The 17,302-nt window shown below is 43.8% G+C and carries 19 protein-coding genes and 1 tRNA gene; 1 reads left to right on the forward strand and 19 read right to left on the reverse strand.

Annotated features, from left to right (window positions below; translation table 11 throughout):
* Nucleotides 1-6: 6 nt before the first annotated feature.
* The 15 genes from EL84_RS05750 to rpsF form a co-directional block, all read right to left on the reverse strand.
* Nucleotides 7-918 carry a DUF2232 domain-containing protein gene (locus EL84_RS05750; RefSeq protein WP_036612044.1) on the reverse strand — a complete coding sequence of 304 codons (912 nt, stop codon included), beginning with the start codon at nucleotides 916-918 and terminating at the stop codon, nucleotides 7-9.
* Between the two features lie 5 nt (nucleotides 919-923).
* Nucleotides 924-1,226, reverse strand: coding sequence for a MazG-like family protein (locus tag EL84_RS05755; RefSeq protein WP_036611930.1), 303 nt, complete (start codon nucleotides 1,224-1,226; stop codon nucleotides 924-926).
* A 265-nt stretch (nucleotides 1,227-1,491) separates the two neighbouring features.
* Nucleotides 1,492-1,917: a CBS domain-containing protein gene (locus EL84_RS05760; RefSeq protein ID WP_017691444.1), complete on the reverse strand. Its 426-nt coding sequence runs from the start codon at nucleotides 1,915-1,917 to the stop codon at nucleotides 1,492-1,494.
* Nucleotides 1,918-2,101: 184 nt separating this feature from the next.
* On the reverse strand, nucleotides 2,102-3,136 hold the full coding sequence (locus EL84_RS05765; protein ID WP_036671869.1) for an LCP family protein: 1,035 nt from the start codon (nucleotides 3,134-3,136) through the stop codon (nucleotides 2,102-2,104).
* A 242-nt stretch (nucleotides 3,137-3,378) separates the two neighbouring features.
* Entirely contained in the window at nucleotides 3,379-4,965 is a 1,587-nt protein-coding gene (locus EL84_RS05770) for an MFS transporter (RefSeq protein ID WP_047841024.1), read from the reverse strand.
* A gap of 250 nt (nucleotides 4,966-5,215) precedes the next feature.
* On the reverse strand, nucleotides 5,216-6,121 hold the full coding sequence (locus EL84_RS05775; protein ID WP_047841025.1) for a D-alanyl-D-alanine carboxypeptidase family protein: 906 nt from the start codon (nucleotides 6,119-6,121) through the stop codon (nucleotides 5,216-5,218).
* Nucleotides 6,122-6,374: 253 nt separating this feature from the next.
* Nucleotides 6,375-8,201, reverse strand: a complete 1,827-nt coding sequence (locus tag EL84_RS05780; RefSeq protein WP_047841026.1) for an oligopeptide ABC transporter substrate-binding protein — start codon at nucleotides 8,199-8,201, stop codon at nucleotides 6,375-6,377.
* A 19-nt stretch (nucleotides 8,202-8,220) separates the two neighbouring features.
* Nucleotides 8,221-9,126, reverse strand: coding sequence for an ABC transporter permease (locus EL84_RS05785; RefSeq protein WP_036611941.1), 906 nt, complete (start codon nucleotides 9,124-9,126; stop codon nucleotides 8,221-8,223).
* A 29-nt stretch (nucleotides 9,127-9,155) separates the two neighbouring features.
* Nucleotides 9,156-10,118 carry an oligopeptide ABC transporter permease gene (opp4B, locus tag EL84_RS05790; RefSeq protein WP_036611942.1) on the reverse strand — a complete coding sequence of 321 codons (963 nt, stop codon included), beginning with the start codon at nucleotides 10,116-10,118 and terminating at the stop codon, nucleotides 9,156-9,158.
* 7 nt (nucleotides 10,119-10,125) lie between these two features.
* Complete coding sequence (locus EL84_RS05795; protein ID WP_047841027.1) at nucleotides 10,126-11,058, reverse strand: ABC transporter ATP-binding protein; 933 nt, start codon at nucleotides 11,056-11,058, stop codon at nucleotides 10,126-10,128.
* A 14-nt stretch (nucleotides 11,059-11,072) separates the two neighbouring features.
* Nucleotides 11,073-12,062 carry an ABC transporter ATP-binding protein gene (locus tag EL84_RS05800; RefSeq protein WP_036612047.1) on the reverse strand — a complete coding sequence of 330 codons (990 nt, stop codon included), beginning with the start codon at nucleotides 12,060-12,062 and terminating at the stop codon, nucleotides 11,073-11,075.
* A 725-nt stretch (nucleotides 12,063-12,787) separates the two neighbouring features.
* Nucleotides 12,788-13,381 (reverse strand): M15 family metallopeptidase, encoded by a 594-nt coding sequence (locus EL84_RS05805; protein ID WP_047841028.1) that lies wholly within the window; start codon nucleotides 13,379-13,381, stop codon nucleotides 12,788-12,790.
* 228 nt (nucleotides 13,382-13,609) lie between these two features.
* Nucleotides 13,610-13,882, reverse strand: coding sequence for a 30S ribosomal protein S18 (gene rpsR, locus EL84_RS05810; RefSeq protein ID WP_017691433.1), 273 nt, complete (start codon nucleotides 13,880-13,882; stop codon nucleotides 13,610-13,612).
* A 56-nt stretch (nucleotides 13,883-13,938) separates the two neighbouring features.
* Complete coding sequence (ssb, locus tag EL84_RS05815; protein ID WP_017691432.1) at nucleotides 13,939-14,424, reverse strand: single-stranded DNA-binding protein; 486 nt, start codon at nucleotides 14,422-14,424, stop codon at nucleotides 13,939-13,941.
* Nucleotides 14,425-14,472: 48 nt separating this feature from the next.
* Nucleotides 14,473-14,766, reverse strand: a complete 294-nt coding sequence (rpsF, locus tag EL84_RS05820) for a 30S ribosomal protein S6 (RefSeq protein WP_036611944.1) — start codon at nucleotides 14,764-14,766, stop codon at nucleotides 14,473-14,475.
* A 202-nt stretch (nucleotides 14,767-14,968) separates the two neighbouring features.
* Here rpsF and EL84_RS05825 point away from each other — a divergent pair, with 202 nt between their 5' ends.
* Nucleotides 14,969-15,163: a YjzC family protein gene (locus tag EL84_RS05825; RefSeq protein WP_036671877.1), complete on the forward strand. Its 195-nt coding sequence runs from the start codon at nucleotides 14,969-14,971 to the stop codon at nucleotides 15,161-15,163.
* Nucleotides 15,164-15,601: 438 nt separating this feature from the next.
* Here the strand turns inward: EL84_RS05825 and EL84_RS05830 are convergent.
* The 4 genes from EL84_RS05830 to EL84_RS05845 all read right to left on the reverse strand — a co-directional run bounded on the left by EL84_RS05830 (nucleotide 15,602) and on the right by EL84_RS05845 (nucleotide 17,214).
* Nucleotides 15,602-15,692: transfer RNA gene (locus EL84_RS05830), tRNA-Ser, on the reverse strand.
* A gap of 103 nt (nucleotides 15,693-15,795) precedes the next feature.
* Nucleotides 15,796-16,005, reverse strand: a complete 210-nt coding sequence (locus EL84_RS05835; protein ID WP_036611950.1) for a DUF951 domain-containing protein — start codon at nucleotides 16,003-16,005, stop codon at nucleotides 15,796-15,798.
* Nucleotides 15,995-16,936, reverse strand: a complete 942-nt coding sequence (locus EL84_RS05840) for a mechanosensitive ion channel family protein (RefSeq protein ID WP_152682965.1) — start codon at nucleotides 16,934-16,936, stop codon at nucleotides 15,995-15,997. The genes EL84_RS05835 and EL84_RS05840 overlap by 11 nt, the downstream gene beginning before the upstream one ends.
* 14 nt (nucleotides 16,937-16,950) lie before the next feature.
* On the reverse strand, nucleotides 16,951-17,214 hold the full coding sequence (locus tag EL84_RS05845) for a DUF3343 domain-containing protein (protein ID WP_017691427.1): 264 nt from the start codon (nucleotides 17,212-17,214) through the stop codon (nucleotides 16,951-16,953).
* Nucleotides 17,215-17,302 lie beyond the last annotated feature (88 nt).

A 17,302-nucleotide genomic window follows, 5' to 3' on the forward strand; every position in this document is an offset into this window, starting at 1 on the left:
ATCACCCTATCGTTTTGATTTCGATATTGCCTCACGAAGCGGGAACGCCAGATCGATAATTCCGATAATCCGAAGCGGACCAATGAAGAAGACCGCAGCCGCCAGGAAATATGGTATAACCGGATTCCATTTCTTTGTATGTGAGAGAAAGAAGAAGAAACCGATCGCTTGAATCATGAAGCCCAGATTAATTAACGGCGACAGATTCATGGCAATCATGGTCCAGTATGTTCCATCACTTTGTCTGGAGATCACTTCGATCAAGAGAGCAAGGAAATAATACCAGATCAATGCACGCGGCATACGCCATTCTCTCGCTGGTGGAAGCTTCGATACCACCACACCCATCACGTTCAGAATTGGACGAGCTATGGCGTGTGTAATAAAGGCCATTACCATCGATGTGACAACGAGAGCAAACGGAATCATAAGCTGTGTTTGTTTGGCAACATCCTCGGTCATCTCAGGTGTCCATGCAAAACCGTTGATCATCTGATTCGATGTATTGGTTAACGGTTCAATGGTCAATTTGACCACATCTTCAATATAACTGGACAGGTCGAATTGGAAAATGACACTGCCGACTAAGAGCAACAACAAGTATTCTGCCAACATCATGCCACTTCCCGCCATCAGAGCGAACAGGGCCGATTTGCGTGTTTTATACGCGTGACCCATAACGATTGCAGGCAGGGTAAAGATGAGCAATAGTAACAGATAGATGGGGTGGAATACGACCAAAATAACGGCTACGGGCACGAGATGCCATATAAATGATTTTAAAGATAATGAAGCATACAAAATAACTCCCGGAATCATCATAAAAAATATGGCAAGTACCGATAAAGGAGTTAACAGCGAAAGTAGCAAGAGCAGATAGACTGCGCTCCAAACAGCTGATTTAAAGCTAAATTTCAACAAATTCACCTCTTACGCATATGATCTTCTAGCGAGGAAATATCCTGGTACCAGTCTTCAAGCTGGTGACCTTCCTGTTTATGCTTTTTCAACTTCTCAACTAGCAGTGCATCCAGATCCTTGAAAGGAATACCGAGCCTGCGGCCCAATATGTAACTACTCATAATCAAACTGGCAAGACTGTCCCCGATTCGAGTTGTACTGCCTTCCCATAACGCCTTGAATAATCGGGATACCTGATCAAGCACTTCGGTTTTCAGCCATTCAATCACTTTAGCGCGTTTGGCTACATCCAGTTCTTTAGGCATATTGGCGAAAGTCACTCTCCCCCGAAAAAGCTTTATTCTCGATTATAGCATAAAAAGAGGGCCCGCAAAATTACCCCAAAAAACGGAGAAGTTCTCCGAAACTGATGTCAGGTACTTATGCGGAGTCCTCCGTACATCCTATCGACCTATATATTTGTAAAAAACTTCGAATGCGCCCCTGATTCAGGACTTCTTAAGTTTAACATGATACCGGACGGCTGTGATTATCCATCATGACACAATAATGTTTAAATTCGTAACAGCCTTACTTAGCCTTGATCGATTCTTTGGCTACAATGCCCTCGCAGTACTCAATAATCTGACTCCGTCTGACAATACCAATGAACCGATCCATATCATCGACCACAGGAACAAAGTTCTGAACTTTAGCCAGATTAATGAGGTCCTCCATGTTGGCGTTAATGGATACAGGTTTAATATCCAAGCGAAGGGGAACATCCTTGAGCAAGAACTTTGAAGCGTTTTCAAATGAAATCTTTCCCTCGGCATTCTTCATATACCACAGTAAGTCGCCTTCGGTAACCGTACCAATATATTTGCCCTCTTTATTCAAAATGGGTACCGCCGTAAAACGATGATATTCCATCCGTTCCAACGTTTGCCGCAGTGTAGAATCCGACGTCACGCACGTAACCTCTTGTTTGGGTAGCAAAAAAAATGCGATGTTCATACCCTTGTGTATCCTCCTTGTGAATTTCTTCGTTCAACTTATCTCGCTCAACTTATATTATACGGATCAGAACGCAGGATGTTCCAAAAGGATAATAGTTCTCAATACAAAGAAAAAAAACAGCAGCCCGCGAATAAACGTACTGCTGATTGTGGTCTACAACACATCATTGGTATGGAATTGGTTATTCAATCTTTTGCCGGTCAGGGATCATGACTTCACCGGCTGGGGTCGATTGATCCATCCAGTTGTTAATCAGCTCTTTGGCATATTGAACATCTTTCTCGTCAGCCTGACCATAATAGATACCGTCTTTTTTCATTCCCTCACCCAGGATGGTGAAGCTTGAAATCTGCGGTTTCTCTTGAGTAAGCACTTGTTTGGCCAGATCAATAATGAAAGAAGCTCGCATATCCGTCTGGAAGCTGTCTCCCATGATCTGAATCAGTTCCGGAATTTTGGCGATTTGATTCAAATTCAGCATCTCATTCGCCATCGCGTTCAGGAAAATCTGCTGCCGCTTGGTACGATTAAAATCGCTATCCTCACGGTATCTTACATAATACAGTGCTTCCTGCCCGTCATAGATCGGCTTACCACCTTCAATCGTGAACTGCACGTGATCCGGATTCTTGTTCACAATGTCCTCATCGATTGGCAGTTTTACACCACCAAGCGCATCAACCACTTTTTTGATTCCGTCGAAGTTGATTGTTGCATAATAACCCACATCAGCATCAAGAAATTTCTCCACCGTATTGATGGACATATTCTCCCCACCAAAAGCATAGGCATGCGCCAGCTTATCATAATCATCTTCGCCGTCCTTGTTGGCATCCCGTCCTACAATCTGCACATACGTATCACGTGGAATGGATACCAACAGCACACGGGATTCCTTGGGACGAACTACAGCATAGATGACGGTATCGGAACGTCCACGCGTCTTCTCATAGGCGCGTTTATCCGAACCGAGCAGTAATACGGAGAAAGGTTCCTTACGGTATACCGTTGGATCAGGCGTGTTGTTGCCTTCTTGCGGTACATAAGAGCGGGATAACTGATCTTCTACCGAACCGGCGAGAAACAGATCAAATGCCGCTACAGCCAGTTGCTGACGGAACAAATAACCTCCAATTAACAAAACAACAAGTGAAACGAGCGTTATATATAGGCCTTTTCTTCTTTTCTTCTTCTTATCCTTAGTTCTGCTTTTCATCCATTGATTCCTTCTTCACTATCAAAATGATAATCCATAATACCAATTAAACGTCTGGGATGCCTTGTGACTCGGTGTTCTCTGAAGTTTTCTCTCTCTGGAATCAAGACACCGCTTACGCTCGTTCTATTGTAATCATTGCAGGAGCAAGAAAAGTTACAATCCGGTTAAATTGAAAAGAACAGCGACTCCTTTTTAGCTACAAAAGGTACACTGTTCTCTTCATTTCTAACGTTATCGAATCAGTTTGTGGATATACTTTCTACATGTTGGCTCTTCTCTTTTTGACGCAGACGTCCCGTTATAAGCGCAGCTACCAGCGTAAGCACACTGAATACCACCGCAGACCAGAAAAGGCCATTGTAACCCTGCCCTGTCGTTTGATGCACTGCCTGGAGCAACACATCACGGATACCTGCATCAGGAATCTGGGACAGGCCCTCTGTCAGACTGGATACATCACTCCCTGATGCTCCACCCGAGGCATATTGCTCCAGCATCTCCGGAGGCACCTGAATTCCTTTGTCAGCGAATCCTGCCTGAATGTTAGATCCCAGATTAATGAAAGAACGTGCCAGGAATCCAGCGAAAATCGTAGGTGCAATAGCCATCGCCATCTGGCGGAATAACGAACTGGTCGCTACCGCGATGCCTTTGTTGTTCTCCCCCGCCTGTTCCGTGACAAGTACGTTAACTGGCGCACCAAGCATCATGCCGAAACCGATACCTACGAGTGTACTCGCGATGACAAATTGCCAGATATGCTCCACCCATAGCGGGAACAGCAGGAATCCAATGGCAGATAACAGCCCCGCAACCGATAACGTCCAGATTGGACCTTTGCGGTCAACGAGGTATCCACCTCCACCTGCCCCGATGCCAGATGCCAGCGCAAGCGGAGTAAACCAGTACCCGGAAGCCGTATTGGATACGCCGAGATATTGCTCAACAAATCCGGGAATAAAGATCACCGAGGCCAGAATGGCTCCGGAGAAAAAGGCAATCAACAGCGTCCAGCGAAAGGACGCAATGCCCAGAAGCTGTGTCGATACAACAGGTTCACGTTCAGATCCTTCCAGCCTTTTTTCCATGAAGTAAAAGAGCACCAGAATGATTACACCTGCCAAGAAGAAACCGTAGAACATCGGTGATCCCAGGCTTTGAAGCATGTTCACACCGTCCAGATTGCTGAAGCTATACATTAAACTGAGTACACCCAACGTTAGGACAGCAATACCGCTCCAGTCCACTGCTGCACGGTTCAGTTCCTGCTCTTCCTGAATGAATCGAATACCTGCAATGAACAGCAGTATGGCGATAGGCACGTTGATCAGGAATAACCAATGCCAGTTGCCCGTAAGGTCCAGTATAAAAGCACCGACATTGGGTCCCAAGATAGCGGCAACACCATTCATCCCTCCCAGCAGACCCAAGGCTGTACCTTGTCGCTCCGCCGGGAACTTGCTTAATACGTATGAGCTGGCAATGATAAAAATCCCACCACCGCCCAAAGCTTGAATGACACGAGCAATCAGGAAAAAGGTAAATGATGTGCTCAGCGCAACGAGCAGAGACCCGATCCCAAACAACGCCACTTCAATCAAAAATAGCTTCTTGCGACCATAACGGTCCGACAGTTTGCCCGCAATAGGTACACTCACCGCAAGCCCAAGCGTGTAAAGCGTAATCGTCCATGCTCCCCATGTTGGCGACACACCAAATGATGCATTTAAGGTGGTCAGTGAAGAGGTGATGATCCCGTTATCCAGCGCAGCCATAAATACCCCTATGGCGAACAGGATTAGCGGCCATTTCATTTGTTTTTGCATCACAAATTACCTCCCGATCAGATCGTAAATTCAGTATCGTACAGTTGGTTTGGTACATATATATTAAACCGAGTTGAATAATAATGACTCACTGGTCATTTTAAAACAAAAGAAAACCATATGTCAATTTAATAATATGGTTATATGGATCAATTTACCTCAGATTCGATAAAATAGAGTACCACATGTTCAGTCGAACCTGCGGACAGCCCTCATATCTTATCTAACGTACTAACGCTTGCGTAATGCTTCAATAATCTGGTCTGACTCGGTTTCCCGAAAACCCATAGTTGAATAACTTCCGAGTCTCCACAAAACGCCCTTCACGAGTATCTGTTCCAAATACAACTGATATCAGTCTTTTGCCATCACGTTCAGCTGTCCCCACAAAATGATATCCGGAATCTTCATCATACCCGGTCTTTAATCCGTCATTCCCATCGTAAGCATACGGCCCACCAATGGAGGACAACATCCAGTTCGTGTTACTCATGTACATCCCTTTTTGGTGCATTGATACTTGCATTTGACTGGATATTCTTAAAATCTCGGGATGGTTATTCAGCAAATATCGCGCAAGCTTGCATGCATCTATAGCCGTCATTAAGGTCTGCCCTTGTATATCCATCGGACGGTTAGGACCAAGCAGCTTTTCACTGAGGCCCGTTGAATTCGTGAATTGTGTATCCTCCGACAGCCCAATCTGAATTGCTTTCTGATTCATCTGTTGCACAAACTTCTGCTCTGTACCACTGATGTGTTCAGCCAGAGCAACAGTTGCATCATTGGCTGAATAGACAGCTACGATCTCGAACAACTCCTGAACGGTGAACTGCTCTCCCTGTTTCAGGGTCAGTTGACTGCCCCCCACGGAGCTGGCATACAGACTCACATTAACAAGATCATTCCACCCTATATCCCCATTGATCACGGCCTCCATCACTAACAGTTCTGTCATCAACTTACTGACGCCTGCCGGAGCAATCTCTTCGGAGCCGTTAAAATCCATTAAGATCTGTTCAGAGTTCATATCCATTAATACCGCAGATTCAGCTTTAATTCCCGGTTTGCCTACCAGCATGTCCGGTTTCACACCCAAATATATAATAAGCAAGAGAGCCAGCAGCATACCTGCCCGTTTCCACCATTTTTTCATAAGATGATCACCTCTTACCTATATAGACGAAGTAAAGAGGCATTTTGTCTGCACTTTTTTGAAAAAAAGTTAAATTTTTTTTATTTTTTGGTTACAAAAAAAACATGAACCCCATACACCCATGCCAGAGTGTACAGAATCCATGTTTTAAAGACACTTTTTATTCATTTTCCCAGGAGAATTCTTCATTAATAATCTAGCAACCGGCTTCTTAAAGGACCCCAATCCTTACAGCTGCTAATTTAAGAATGTTTTACTGAGCTACAACTGCTTTGTCTGCATTAACTTGCAGGTCGCTCAGGTAAACGCCTGTTCCATCACCAATCGCATAGTTCATTACACGTTTGTTAACGGGTGCTACAACTGCACGATACAGTGTAGGGAATACAGGAACTTCATCTACCATGTATTGTTGCCATTGATTGTAGATCTCTTTACGCTTGTCTACATCAAATGCTTCAGCAGAGATACCTTGTGCCAGCAATTTGTCATTCTCTTCGCTGGAGAATCTGGAGAAGTTGTAGAGTGCATCGCGGCCATACAGACCAGATGGATCTACGTCAATACCAACGCCCCATGCTGCTTGATACACATCAATGTTTGGATCATCTTTACCTGTGTTACCTACACGGTCATAGAAGCTGTTGAACTCAACCATTTCCAGGTTTACTTTCAAACCAATAGCTGCCCATGATTGAACATAATAACGAGCCAAAGGTTCAGCTGTGTCGCCACCAGTCATGGATACAAAGTTGATTTCGAGTGGTGTTCCATCCGGATTTGTACGGAATTCACCATCCAGTTTGTAACCAGCTTCGTCGAGCAATGCTTTCGCTGCTTCTGGATCATATGCTACACCCGGATTGTTGGAATCATGGAATTCTGGGTGAGACGGTGGAATCAGGGTTGTTGCATTCCAACGCAGACCATTATAGAAACGTTTACCAACTTGATCGTTATCTACAGCCATCCACATGGCTTTACGCAAGTTTTTGTCGCCCATTTTTGCTTCGGCATTGCTTACAACTTTTCCGTTCTCTTCATCCCACGTACCCAGTTTGAAACCGATGTACGTATAAGCACGATCGATTGTGCCCAGGAATTCTACGTTGGACAGGTTAGCATTGTCTTTGTATTGATCTGTCGGGAATGCATCCACGAGATCTACCCCGCCAGATTTCAGTTCTTGAACAACCGTTGTCGGGTTGATAACTTTCAGAGTTACACCATCCAGTTTTGGAGCTCCACGCCAGTAGTCATCGTTTTTAACAAAAGTTACAGACTCACCTGGAGTGATCACATCCACTTTAAATGGACCAAAACCAATTGGTTTTTCACGTACTTCTTTGGAAGAAGACATTTTTGCTACATCCATATCACCGAAGATATGTTTAGCCAGAGGATACGTCCATACGCCACCTGTCAGCAGGGACGGAGTAGATTCTTTATACGTAATGCTGATTTGTTTGTCGCTCAGCACTTTAATACCAGAAATTGTTTTTGCTTTTCCAGCATGATACTCGTCCATACCTACTACACTAGTGAAGTTGGAGTCGTAACGTGGACCATCATACGCTTTGTTACCAATAACTTCATAAGCAAACTGCAGATCTTCAGCCGTTACCGGCTTGCCATCATGCCAGTTTACATTGTCGCGAATGGTTAGTGTGAACGTTTTGCCATCTTCGGAAGTCTCATATGTTGCAGCACCATCATTGGTGTACACATAGTCTTTATCCCAAGTCAGCAAGCCTTCATCAAACCATTGAAGAACCTGTGCATCCGGGTTACCGGAATAGAAGTTAAAGTTCAGTGTACCTTCAAAAGCAGTATCCGATACAAGTCCGAATGTAATCGATCCACCCTCGATCGCAGTACCCTCATTCGTTTTGACATTGTTGAAGTCATCAATGGAGTAAACGCCCTCTTCATTAGCAGGTTTTTCCTCCGTTTTTCCCTCTTCTGTGTTGGAAGCTGGAGCTGGAGTAGCCGCTTCTTTCTCAGAGCACGCTGCGAGCACCAATACAAAGACCAACATCATCGTGAAAAATAGTCCCCGTGAAAATAATCCCTTTTTCATGAACCTTTCCTCCCTTTTTTTAACCTCTTCTTTGTCTTGCATCAGTCGCACGCTTTAGGGCTTGACCGACATTATTTATACTCAACATCAATACCAGAATCAGTACCGATGCGGGTAGCCATATCCACCATCTGGATTCCAGGGTTTGCGGATTACGTGCATAACTTACGAGTGTTCCAAGACTAGGCGTACTTTCGGGAAAACCAAACCCAAGGAAAGACAGCCCGGATTCGAGGCCAATGTTGGCAGCGAGATTCAATGTCATCGTTACGATGATAATGGAGCTCAGATTCGGAAGAACCTGTGAGAGCATAATCTTCAGATGAGAAGAGCCCAATGTTTTTGAAGCTTTTACATAATCCAGTTCCCGTTCCTGTAATGCTTTGGAGCGAATCAACCTGGCGATACCCATCCAGAGAAATGCCGTCATGATTAGAGAGAACGAGATGATATTGTATTTCGGTACTGCCGTAACAAACGCGATAACAATCATCAACATCGGAAGGATCATGAAGAAATCAACAACACGCATAAACAGGTTGTCTATCATTCCACCGAAATAACCGGATAAAAGGCCAATTAAGATACCTATGAAGCCAGTCATTAACGTTACGATAATTCCAATGGTCAGGGAGTTACGTGTACCGATGACCAGTTGGCCAAATACATCACGACCTCCATAGTCCGTTCCAAGCCAATATTTCGCGGATGGTGGTTCATATAAGGCAAACAGATCCACGCGTACGATATCATCCTGATTCAGAATGAGAGACGTGCCATATACCAGCAACATGACCAAGCCCAAGAAAATGAGCGAGATTAGTGCCACCTTATCTCTGACAAGCTCCCTCCATAAAATACTCAAGCTGGAGGGGCTTTTATCAACCTTTTGTGAAGTTACAACTACCTCGTTGGCCTTGCTCATCTTGTTTTCACCCCGAAATCTTCAAGTTCTTACTTGATCCGTATACGTGGATCTACAATTCCCAGAATTATGTCAGACAGCAATGCCCCGAGAATGGAAGCTACGCCATACAACAATACGAGTGCAGTCACAACGCTGAAGTCACGCAATGAGATGGAACTCAGGAACAACTGCCCCATACCTGGATAACTGAATATACTTTCGATAAATACCGTGCCTCCGATAAGTCCTGTGATCTCATATCCAAAGAACGCGGCGATAGGTAATAGTGAATTCCTCAAGATATGCCTGTTGTAGATCCGAGATTCCGAGGCACCTTTGGCTCTGGCAGTAATAACGAATTCCTTATGCTTGATATCAATGATTTCACTACGTAAATATTGAACCGTAGATACCGTTGTAATCAGTGCCATGGATAGTGCCGGCAATAATAGATGATAGAACTTACTCATTACGTAGCTGAATGTGCCTGGTGTAAGTCCTGGCGCAACGCTACCTCCTGTCGGGAACCAGCCGAAGTGGAATCCGAAGATCCATACCATCACCAGTGCGAAGATGAACAATGGTGCGGCAAACCCCAGATAGGTGTATCCCGTGATCAACCGATCAGACCAGGTATCGTTGTAACGACCGCTGATGATACCCAGTGGAATAGCGATCAGGTAAGTCAGTACAAGTGTCGCCAGTGCGAGCCAGAATGTATTTGCTACACGCTGACCGATCAAGTCGGTAACCGGCATTTTGAAACGGAAGGATTGCCCAAAATCACCTTGGATGGCGTTTTTGATCCAGTCCCAATATTGCACATACCAAGGATTATTCAATCCCAATCTCTCTCGCTGGGCTTCCAATGCTTTGGGATCAACGCTTGGATCAAGCAATCCCGTTAGTGCATCGCCCGGCATGGCCTTGGCCATCAGAAAGACCAAAAGACTAAGTAAAAAGATCTGAGGGATCATTATGATAATTCTGCGTACTATCGTTTTCCACATATGGCCTTCAACCTTTCTGAGGTAGAGCTACTCGGTGAGTATCGGAAATGGATTTGAGCGAGTATGCAAGCCCTTCCTCATCAAAGAAATTTCGGTATGAATGTTCATACTCGGATTTGACCTGTTGACGGAAGGCTACCATTTCCTCTCGTTTGGTTGGGTCCATATCCGGAATGGCTGCAATGAGACGTTTGGTATAGATGTGTTGCGGATTCTCAAAAATATCATTTGTTGTGCCCTGTTCCACATATCGACCTTTATACATAATTCCAATCTGATCACACATATGACGGATGATGCCGAGATCGTGACTGATGAACAGATAGGTCAGATTTAGTTCTTTTTGAATCTCCTGCATGAAGTTGAGTACCTGAGCCTGTACCGACACATCGAGTGCAGATACAGGTTCATCCGCGATAATTAGCTTCGGCTTCAGTGCAATAGCCCGTGCAATGCCGATCCGTTGACGCTGTCCGCCGGAGAATTCATGCGGATATTTGTAGATTGATTCCGGACTCAGGCCAACCTTTTCAAGTAATTCTCTTACTTGTCTTTTTTCCTCGGTAGCTGTCAGACGCTCATAGTTACGGAACGGCTCAGCGATAATATCGATAACCCGCTTCTTTGGATTCAGTGATGAATATGGGTCTTGAAAAATCATTTGTACATCCCGCTGGAGCTGCCTGTTCTTACGTCGCTCCGTAGCCAGATTTTTGCCGTTAAACAGGATCTTTCCGTCAGTGACATGGTTTAGCCCAATAATGGCTCTGCCTGTTGTTGTTTTTCCTGAACCTGATTCGCCAACCAGACCATAGGTCTGTCCTTCTTCAATGGAGAAGCTAACATCATCAACAGCCTTTACACTGCCAATTTCCCGTTTAAGCAATCCACCGCGAATCGGAAAGTGTATCTTAAGCCCTTCTACTTCGAGTAATGCCATTATGTTATTCCTCCTCAGCTTTGGTCAGGGAAATGAAAGTGCTGGTAACAGGTACACCGTACAAAGTGACCTGGTGCAATTTCATGCATCTGTGGGTTCTCTTCATGAGCCGATTCACTAATCCATGGAATTCGGGCTTTGAATCTGCACCCTTTGCGAGGAAGATTTTTGAGTGATGGTACGATGCCTTGGATGACATGTAATTTGGATCTTTCTTCAGACAGGGTGGGAATAGAGTTCAACAATGAGCGGGTATATGGATGCTTCGCATCGTTCATCAATGTGAAGATATCTGCGATTTCAACAATTTCACCTGCATACATAACTGCTACGCGATCAGCCATCTCAGCAACGACACCCAGATCATGTGTAATCAGAATAATGCCTGCGTTAATTTCACTCTTCAGATCACGGATCAGCTCCAGAATCTGTAGTTGAATCGTAACGTCAAGCGCCGTCGTTGGTTCATCGGCTATGAGTAATTCCGGTTTGTTGGCAATCGCAATGGCAATAACAATTCTCTGTCTCATACCACCAGATAGTTCGTGGGGATACTGCTTGTATATTTGTTCGGGACGTGGAATCCCTACCTGATTCAATAAGTGAATGACCTTTTCTCTCTTCTCTCTGGAAGACAGCTTGGACTGATGAAGTGTGAGAATCTCTTCAATCTGTTCACCAATAATCATTAGAGGATTTAGTGCGGACAATGGGTCCTGAAAAATCATGCCCATTTCTTTGCCGCGTAGCTTGTTTAACTTGCTTGGGGAGATGTTGGCAATATCTTGTCCTTTATAGAGAATCTGGCCTTCGATCTTTGCTTTGTTATGCAAACCCATAAGAGAGAATGCAAAAGCACTTTTACCTGACCCGGATTCACCTACAATCGCCAATACTTCATTTTTCTTCACCGTAAGGTTAACGTGATCCACTGCTGCATAATAGTCATCTTCAATTCTGAATGATGTTGTTAGATTTCTGACTTCCAATAGCTCTGTATTCAAATCAATCACCCTAACCCCATAATTTCCGTAGATTGTATTCGTGTGTAGAAATGCATCCACTGTATATTTCCAAGTTCTTGAAGATAACGAACAATAGCTTATACAAAATACCAAATTGTTAGGAGAAACAAGTTTAAGAGACTTATATTTAGACCATTGGTCAATTAATGTTGATAATTCCTAGCGGAATTATATATCAAAATAATTAATGTAATCATACGTGTAATTTTAGCTAACGTCAATGCTTATTTTGAGATTTTTGGTATAAATGTTTTTTATACTACAGATTTGGATATTAGTAATACTATAAAGGCTTATAGCAGGGAATTTGAGAGGCGTTATCTTGTTTTTGGCTGTGAGGTATACATAGGCAATTGGTCAAAATAACATATACATAACATACTAGTTACATCTAGTGTATGTGTATGCTTTGTATTAAGTAGACAATCTTAATTTTGCGTGAGGTAAATGTTACATATATGAGTGATGATTATATCTCGATCTATAGCTAAATTTTATTTAATCAGAGCCGTTATGCTTACAATTGAAATAATATGTGCGATCAAAGTAAAAAATCTAGTTAATCTAGTATAGTTTTATTTATTTGCTAATGTAAAGACCAAATTGTCATCTTTTATCATTTATTTTACAAAAGAAAGAAAAAAGCCCTGCATAATGCAGAGCTTATCTAATAATTATTCATTTAAGTGTATATATAACACCTTTTACTGAGAGTCAGGAGGTCTTTTACCACGTTTTAACTCATTAATACTCAAACCAAAATCCATCTGCAAGTGAGGATAGTCCGGAAAGTTTGCCCAATCTCCACCCCAAGTGAAACCTAACTCTTTGGCGAGGTCCACAACTTCCATCCAGTCTGCCTTGCCATTGCCGTTATCATCCCGTTCCATATCCCACACCACATCACCCTCAGGCGTCCTCAATGCAAAATCAATTGCTAATCCGTAGTTATGATATGACTCACCACCACGCGCATTAGTAACGATATTGCCTGCGCTTGAGCGTCCTTGGTTGAATAGTGCATCTTGCTCCTCAGAACTTCGGTAACCGTGGGTGATAACAATCTCTATTCCACGTCTAGCTGCCTTACGTACCAATAATTTCTCATTCTCTGCAACCACAGGATGTAGGCCGGTGATTGGCAGAGCTTCTTGGATTGTTGTCCCGGGCCACATATTATCTATATCACCTTTTTGCTGTAACCACACATATATAATGGAAAGTAAAAGAGTAGCTATAATCCAGGTTTTTAGACTTCTCTTTTTTCTCTGTTTGCCTTTACGTTTTGATGTATTCATATCCACTCCTGGTGTTTATTCTGAAATAAACAGCTATTCCTGCTGCCTGTACCTTTTCAGTAGATTAGACTCTATTATAATTCATTTGAGCCTTGAATGCTTCTATCACCACAGTATTGAATTGTTCCATTTGTTAGAGTGGATCTGTTATTTCTATTACTTCTATTGATATATACAAAAAAGCAGCCGGCTATAAGCCGACTGCTTCGTATGCAAGCTGAGTAAAAACTACTCAGTTGTGTATGGCAATAATGCGATTTGACGGGAGCGTTTGATTGCAATCGTCAGCATGCGTTGATATTTAGCGCTAGTACCTGTTACACGGCGTGGCAAAATTTTTCCACGTTCGCTGATAAATTTACGAAGCAAGTCCGTATCTTTATAATCGATGTGAGTAATTTTGTTAGCTGTGAAGAAGCACACTTTACGACGTTTATTACGGCCGCCACGACGTGCCGGTCTTTTATCGTTGTCTCCGCCTTCTCTTTGCTTGAAGCCCATGCTTTTCAGTCCTTTCCTATCATGTAACCCATATCTCCTAAGAGTATCAGTTCATGTTAAAATGGCAAATCATCATCCGATATATCAATCGGTTTTCCGTCATCGGAAAAAGGATCCTGATTGTTGCTACGCGAATTATTGTTATTGTTCGCGCGTCCGCCGCCTCCATAAGAAGGCTCTTCACGCATTGGTTGCCCACCGCCGCCACCGCTATTATCACGGTTAGCTGACTCCAAGAAACGGACATTATCGGCAATGACTTCGGTCACGTATACACGTTTTCCTTCGTTATTCTCGTAGTTCCGTACTTGAATGCGTCCTTCGACTGCAGCCAGGCGTCCTTTGCGCAAGTAGTTCGCACAGGTCTCGGCAAGCTGTCTCCAGGTTACGACCGGAATGAAATCGGCTTCCTTTTCTCCCCCTTGGCTTGTAAACGGTCTGTCTACTGCCAAAGTAAATTGCGTAACTGCCACTCCTGCTGGAGTGTAGCGCAACTCAGGATCCCGGGTTAACCGTCCGATCAGAATGACACGGTTCAACAATGTAATCCCCTCCTTCAGAGCGTATTGGTGCGTTAATCACGAGTAGTCTTAAGCAGACTTAACGTCGTTGGTAATGAGATAACGAATTACTTCGTCAGAAATCTTCATGAGACGCTCAAGTTCAGTTACAACTGCTGGTTCAGCAGTGAAATGTACCAGAACATAAAAACCATCACGGAATTTCTTGATCTCATACGCAAGACGGCGTTTACCCATAACGTCGTGAGCTGTAACTTCACCACCGCCGTTGGAGATGATGCCTTGGAATTTATCGACTGTAGCTTGAACAACTTCTTGCTCAATGTCAGGACGAATAATGTACATCACTTCATATTTGCGCATAATTTTCACCTCCTTATGGACTCTGGCCCTCAATCTAGGTTGAGAGCAAGGAACGAGCACAAACTCGAACTATATTAATATAACAAATACCGAGTCAAAGTGCAAGCAAACGTTCCCTGTACATATTGGCACATGATCAGCCCGGCTATGGAGCACACTACAGAAGCAACAAAGTAACATAATCTGCAGAGGAGGTTTTATCATGGGTGAAAAAACCGAGTTTGAACCAGGAGACAAAGCCCCAAACGATGGAGAGTACACGGAAGTTGGGGAAAAAAGCTTTGTCACGGAAATTCAGAACCCAAAGCGGGTAACGCTGCAAAAAGGTGAAGCTTTTCCCGAAACAAGCAATCATAATCGCAAGTGGAAGAAGCTGACCAAAGCCCGCGTCCATTAATCGCAATACTTTTTTACGATCGATGTATATAAAACGGAATAAAGCACATAATACAATCAGGCGGTGCACGAGAGAGGTGTGGTTCCGTTGGACAACGAAGCCGATCATTCGCTGTTGGAGATTCATCACGTAATTTAAGAAGCAAGTGGTTATGTGTAGTAAGGCCCTTCGTCTGAAGCACGCGTATTGCTACGTGCAGTACACCAAGTGTCTGATTGTTACGACCGATTGTTTCCTAACAAACAAATGCACCGCCGGATAAAGAGCCCTTCGGGGCTCTTTGTTTTTCGTTCGAGTCATTAATGATGCATCTGATATGGATACATGTTCAATACATATTCAATAAAACGTTATACAAAAAAAGACTTTCCTAATGGAAAGTCTTCTTATCGATCTTTTTATTAAACTCAATGTGTATTGAGTAAATTACAACTGAAGTGGCGGAAAGGGTGGGATTCGAACCCACGCACGCTGTGACACGCCTAACTGATTTCGAGTCAGCCCCCTTGGGCCTCTTGGGTACCTTTCCGCAGCAATATTGATTATAGCATGATCATTTACAGAACGCAACACTCATACGGAGCCTGCATGTAAACGTTATTACGCATACTGCATACCGAATTATTGCAAGCTCAGGATTCAGTGGAATCCTCGGCTGAACGCAGTACCTTCTTCATGTTTTTCTCGAATTTCGCTCTTGGAATCAACACGCTGTGTTTACATCCGACACACTTAATCCGAATATCCATACCCATACGAATGATCTCCATCTCATTGCTGCCACAGGGATGTTGCTTCTTCATCTGCACGATATCCCCAAGCTGGAAACTTTTACGCTCCACCTGTGCCATCCCCCTCATCTTTCTCCAAAGCTACTGCCTGTTCCAATACGGCTTGATTGCTCATCTCATGATACTCCAGCGTTTTTTTCACATCGCCCTGAATCTGACGTTCCACCGAAGCACGAGAGTTAGGCATACATTCAGCCACAATTCGCACCACATACTCAGATGTAGACATCGACTGTATACCGAGTACATCCGGCACCTTCACAATATTTAGGTCACGCTCTTCAATCCCAACCAAAGACTTTTTCACCAGGTGTACCGACTCATCAAGGCTCAAGTCCGCCTTCATCGGAATATCCACTACAGCCAACGAATTCGACATGGAGTAGTTCGTTACACTTGCAATCGCCCCGTTTGGGATAATGTGCACTTCACCTTGCCAGCTGACCAGTTTGGTAGTTCTAAGTCCGATCACTTCAACCGTTCCCTTGTAGGTTCCTGTCTGAATAACATCCCCCACAGCGAACTGATCCTCCAATATAATGAAGAAACCGGTAATAACATCCTTGACCAGACCCTGTGCACCAAAACCAATGGCAAGCCCGAGCACACCGGCACTCGCGAGTAGCGGTCCAACTTGGATATTGATCTCAGATAACAGTAGCAGAATCATAATAAAATTACATGTTATGGAGGTCGCATTTTTCAACAGTTCCCCTACGGTTACGAACCTGCGCGGATTCACGCGAATCTTGCCTTCCTGCTTGCGTTCCATGGAACGATCTATAATTCGATAGACTACTTTAATGACAATACGGGTGATGATAAAAATAATGATAATCCGGATTGAGCTGAACATGATGTTAAGCCACATATCGGGATCAGCAATTTTGTTCCAGACTTTATCCGTCCAACGAAGGGCTTCACCAACGGCGGTTGCGGCACCACTAGCTGTAGTCCCTTGAGCAAACTGAAATGACAACATTCATCATCCCTCCTCTACATCGGTATGTTATCATAGCTGTCTTCTGTTTTGAAATAGAGGCCTCGGATCTCTACGAACTCATTACGAATGATCTTCTGCACTCGCTCCAGATCCTCTTTTGGAAACTGAATACATAACGCACACCCTGCTGTAATTTCTTTTGGTGTAGGGAACAAATCAATCTCTATCTCAGCAAACTCCAGCAGCATTTCAGCACGCAGTGCCTGCTGGGTTGAATCAAATGCAATCAGCATCCAATCGTTAATCCATTCGTCCATGTTCGGCTCCTTTCACCATACGTCCAACCCTAGAGAAAAAGCTTGTCCTCTCGAAGTATAAAACGCTCTACCTTTCCATATACTGTTA

This window comes from Paenibacillus sp. VT-400 (assembly GCF_001029205.1).
Classification (GTDB): Bacteria; Bacillota; Bacilli; order Paenibacillales; family Paenibacillaceae; genus Paenibacillus; species Paenibacillus amylolyticus.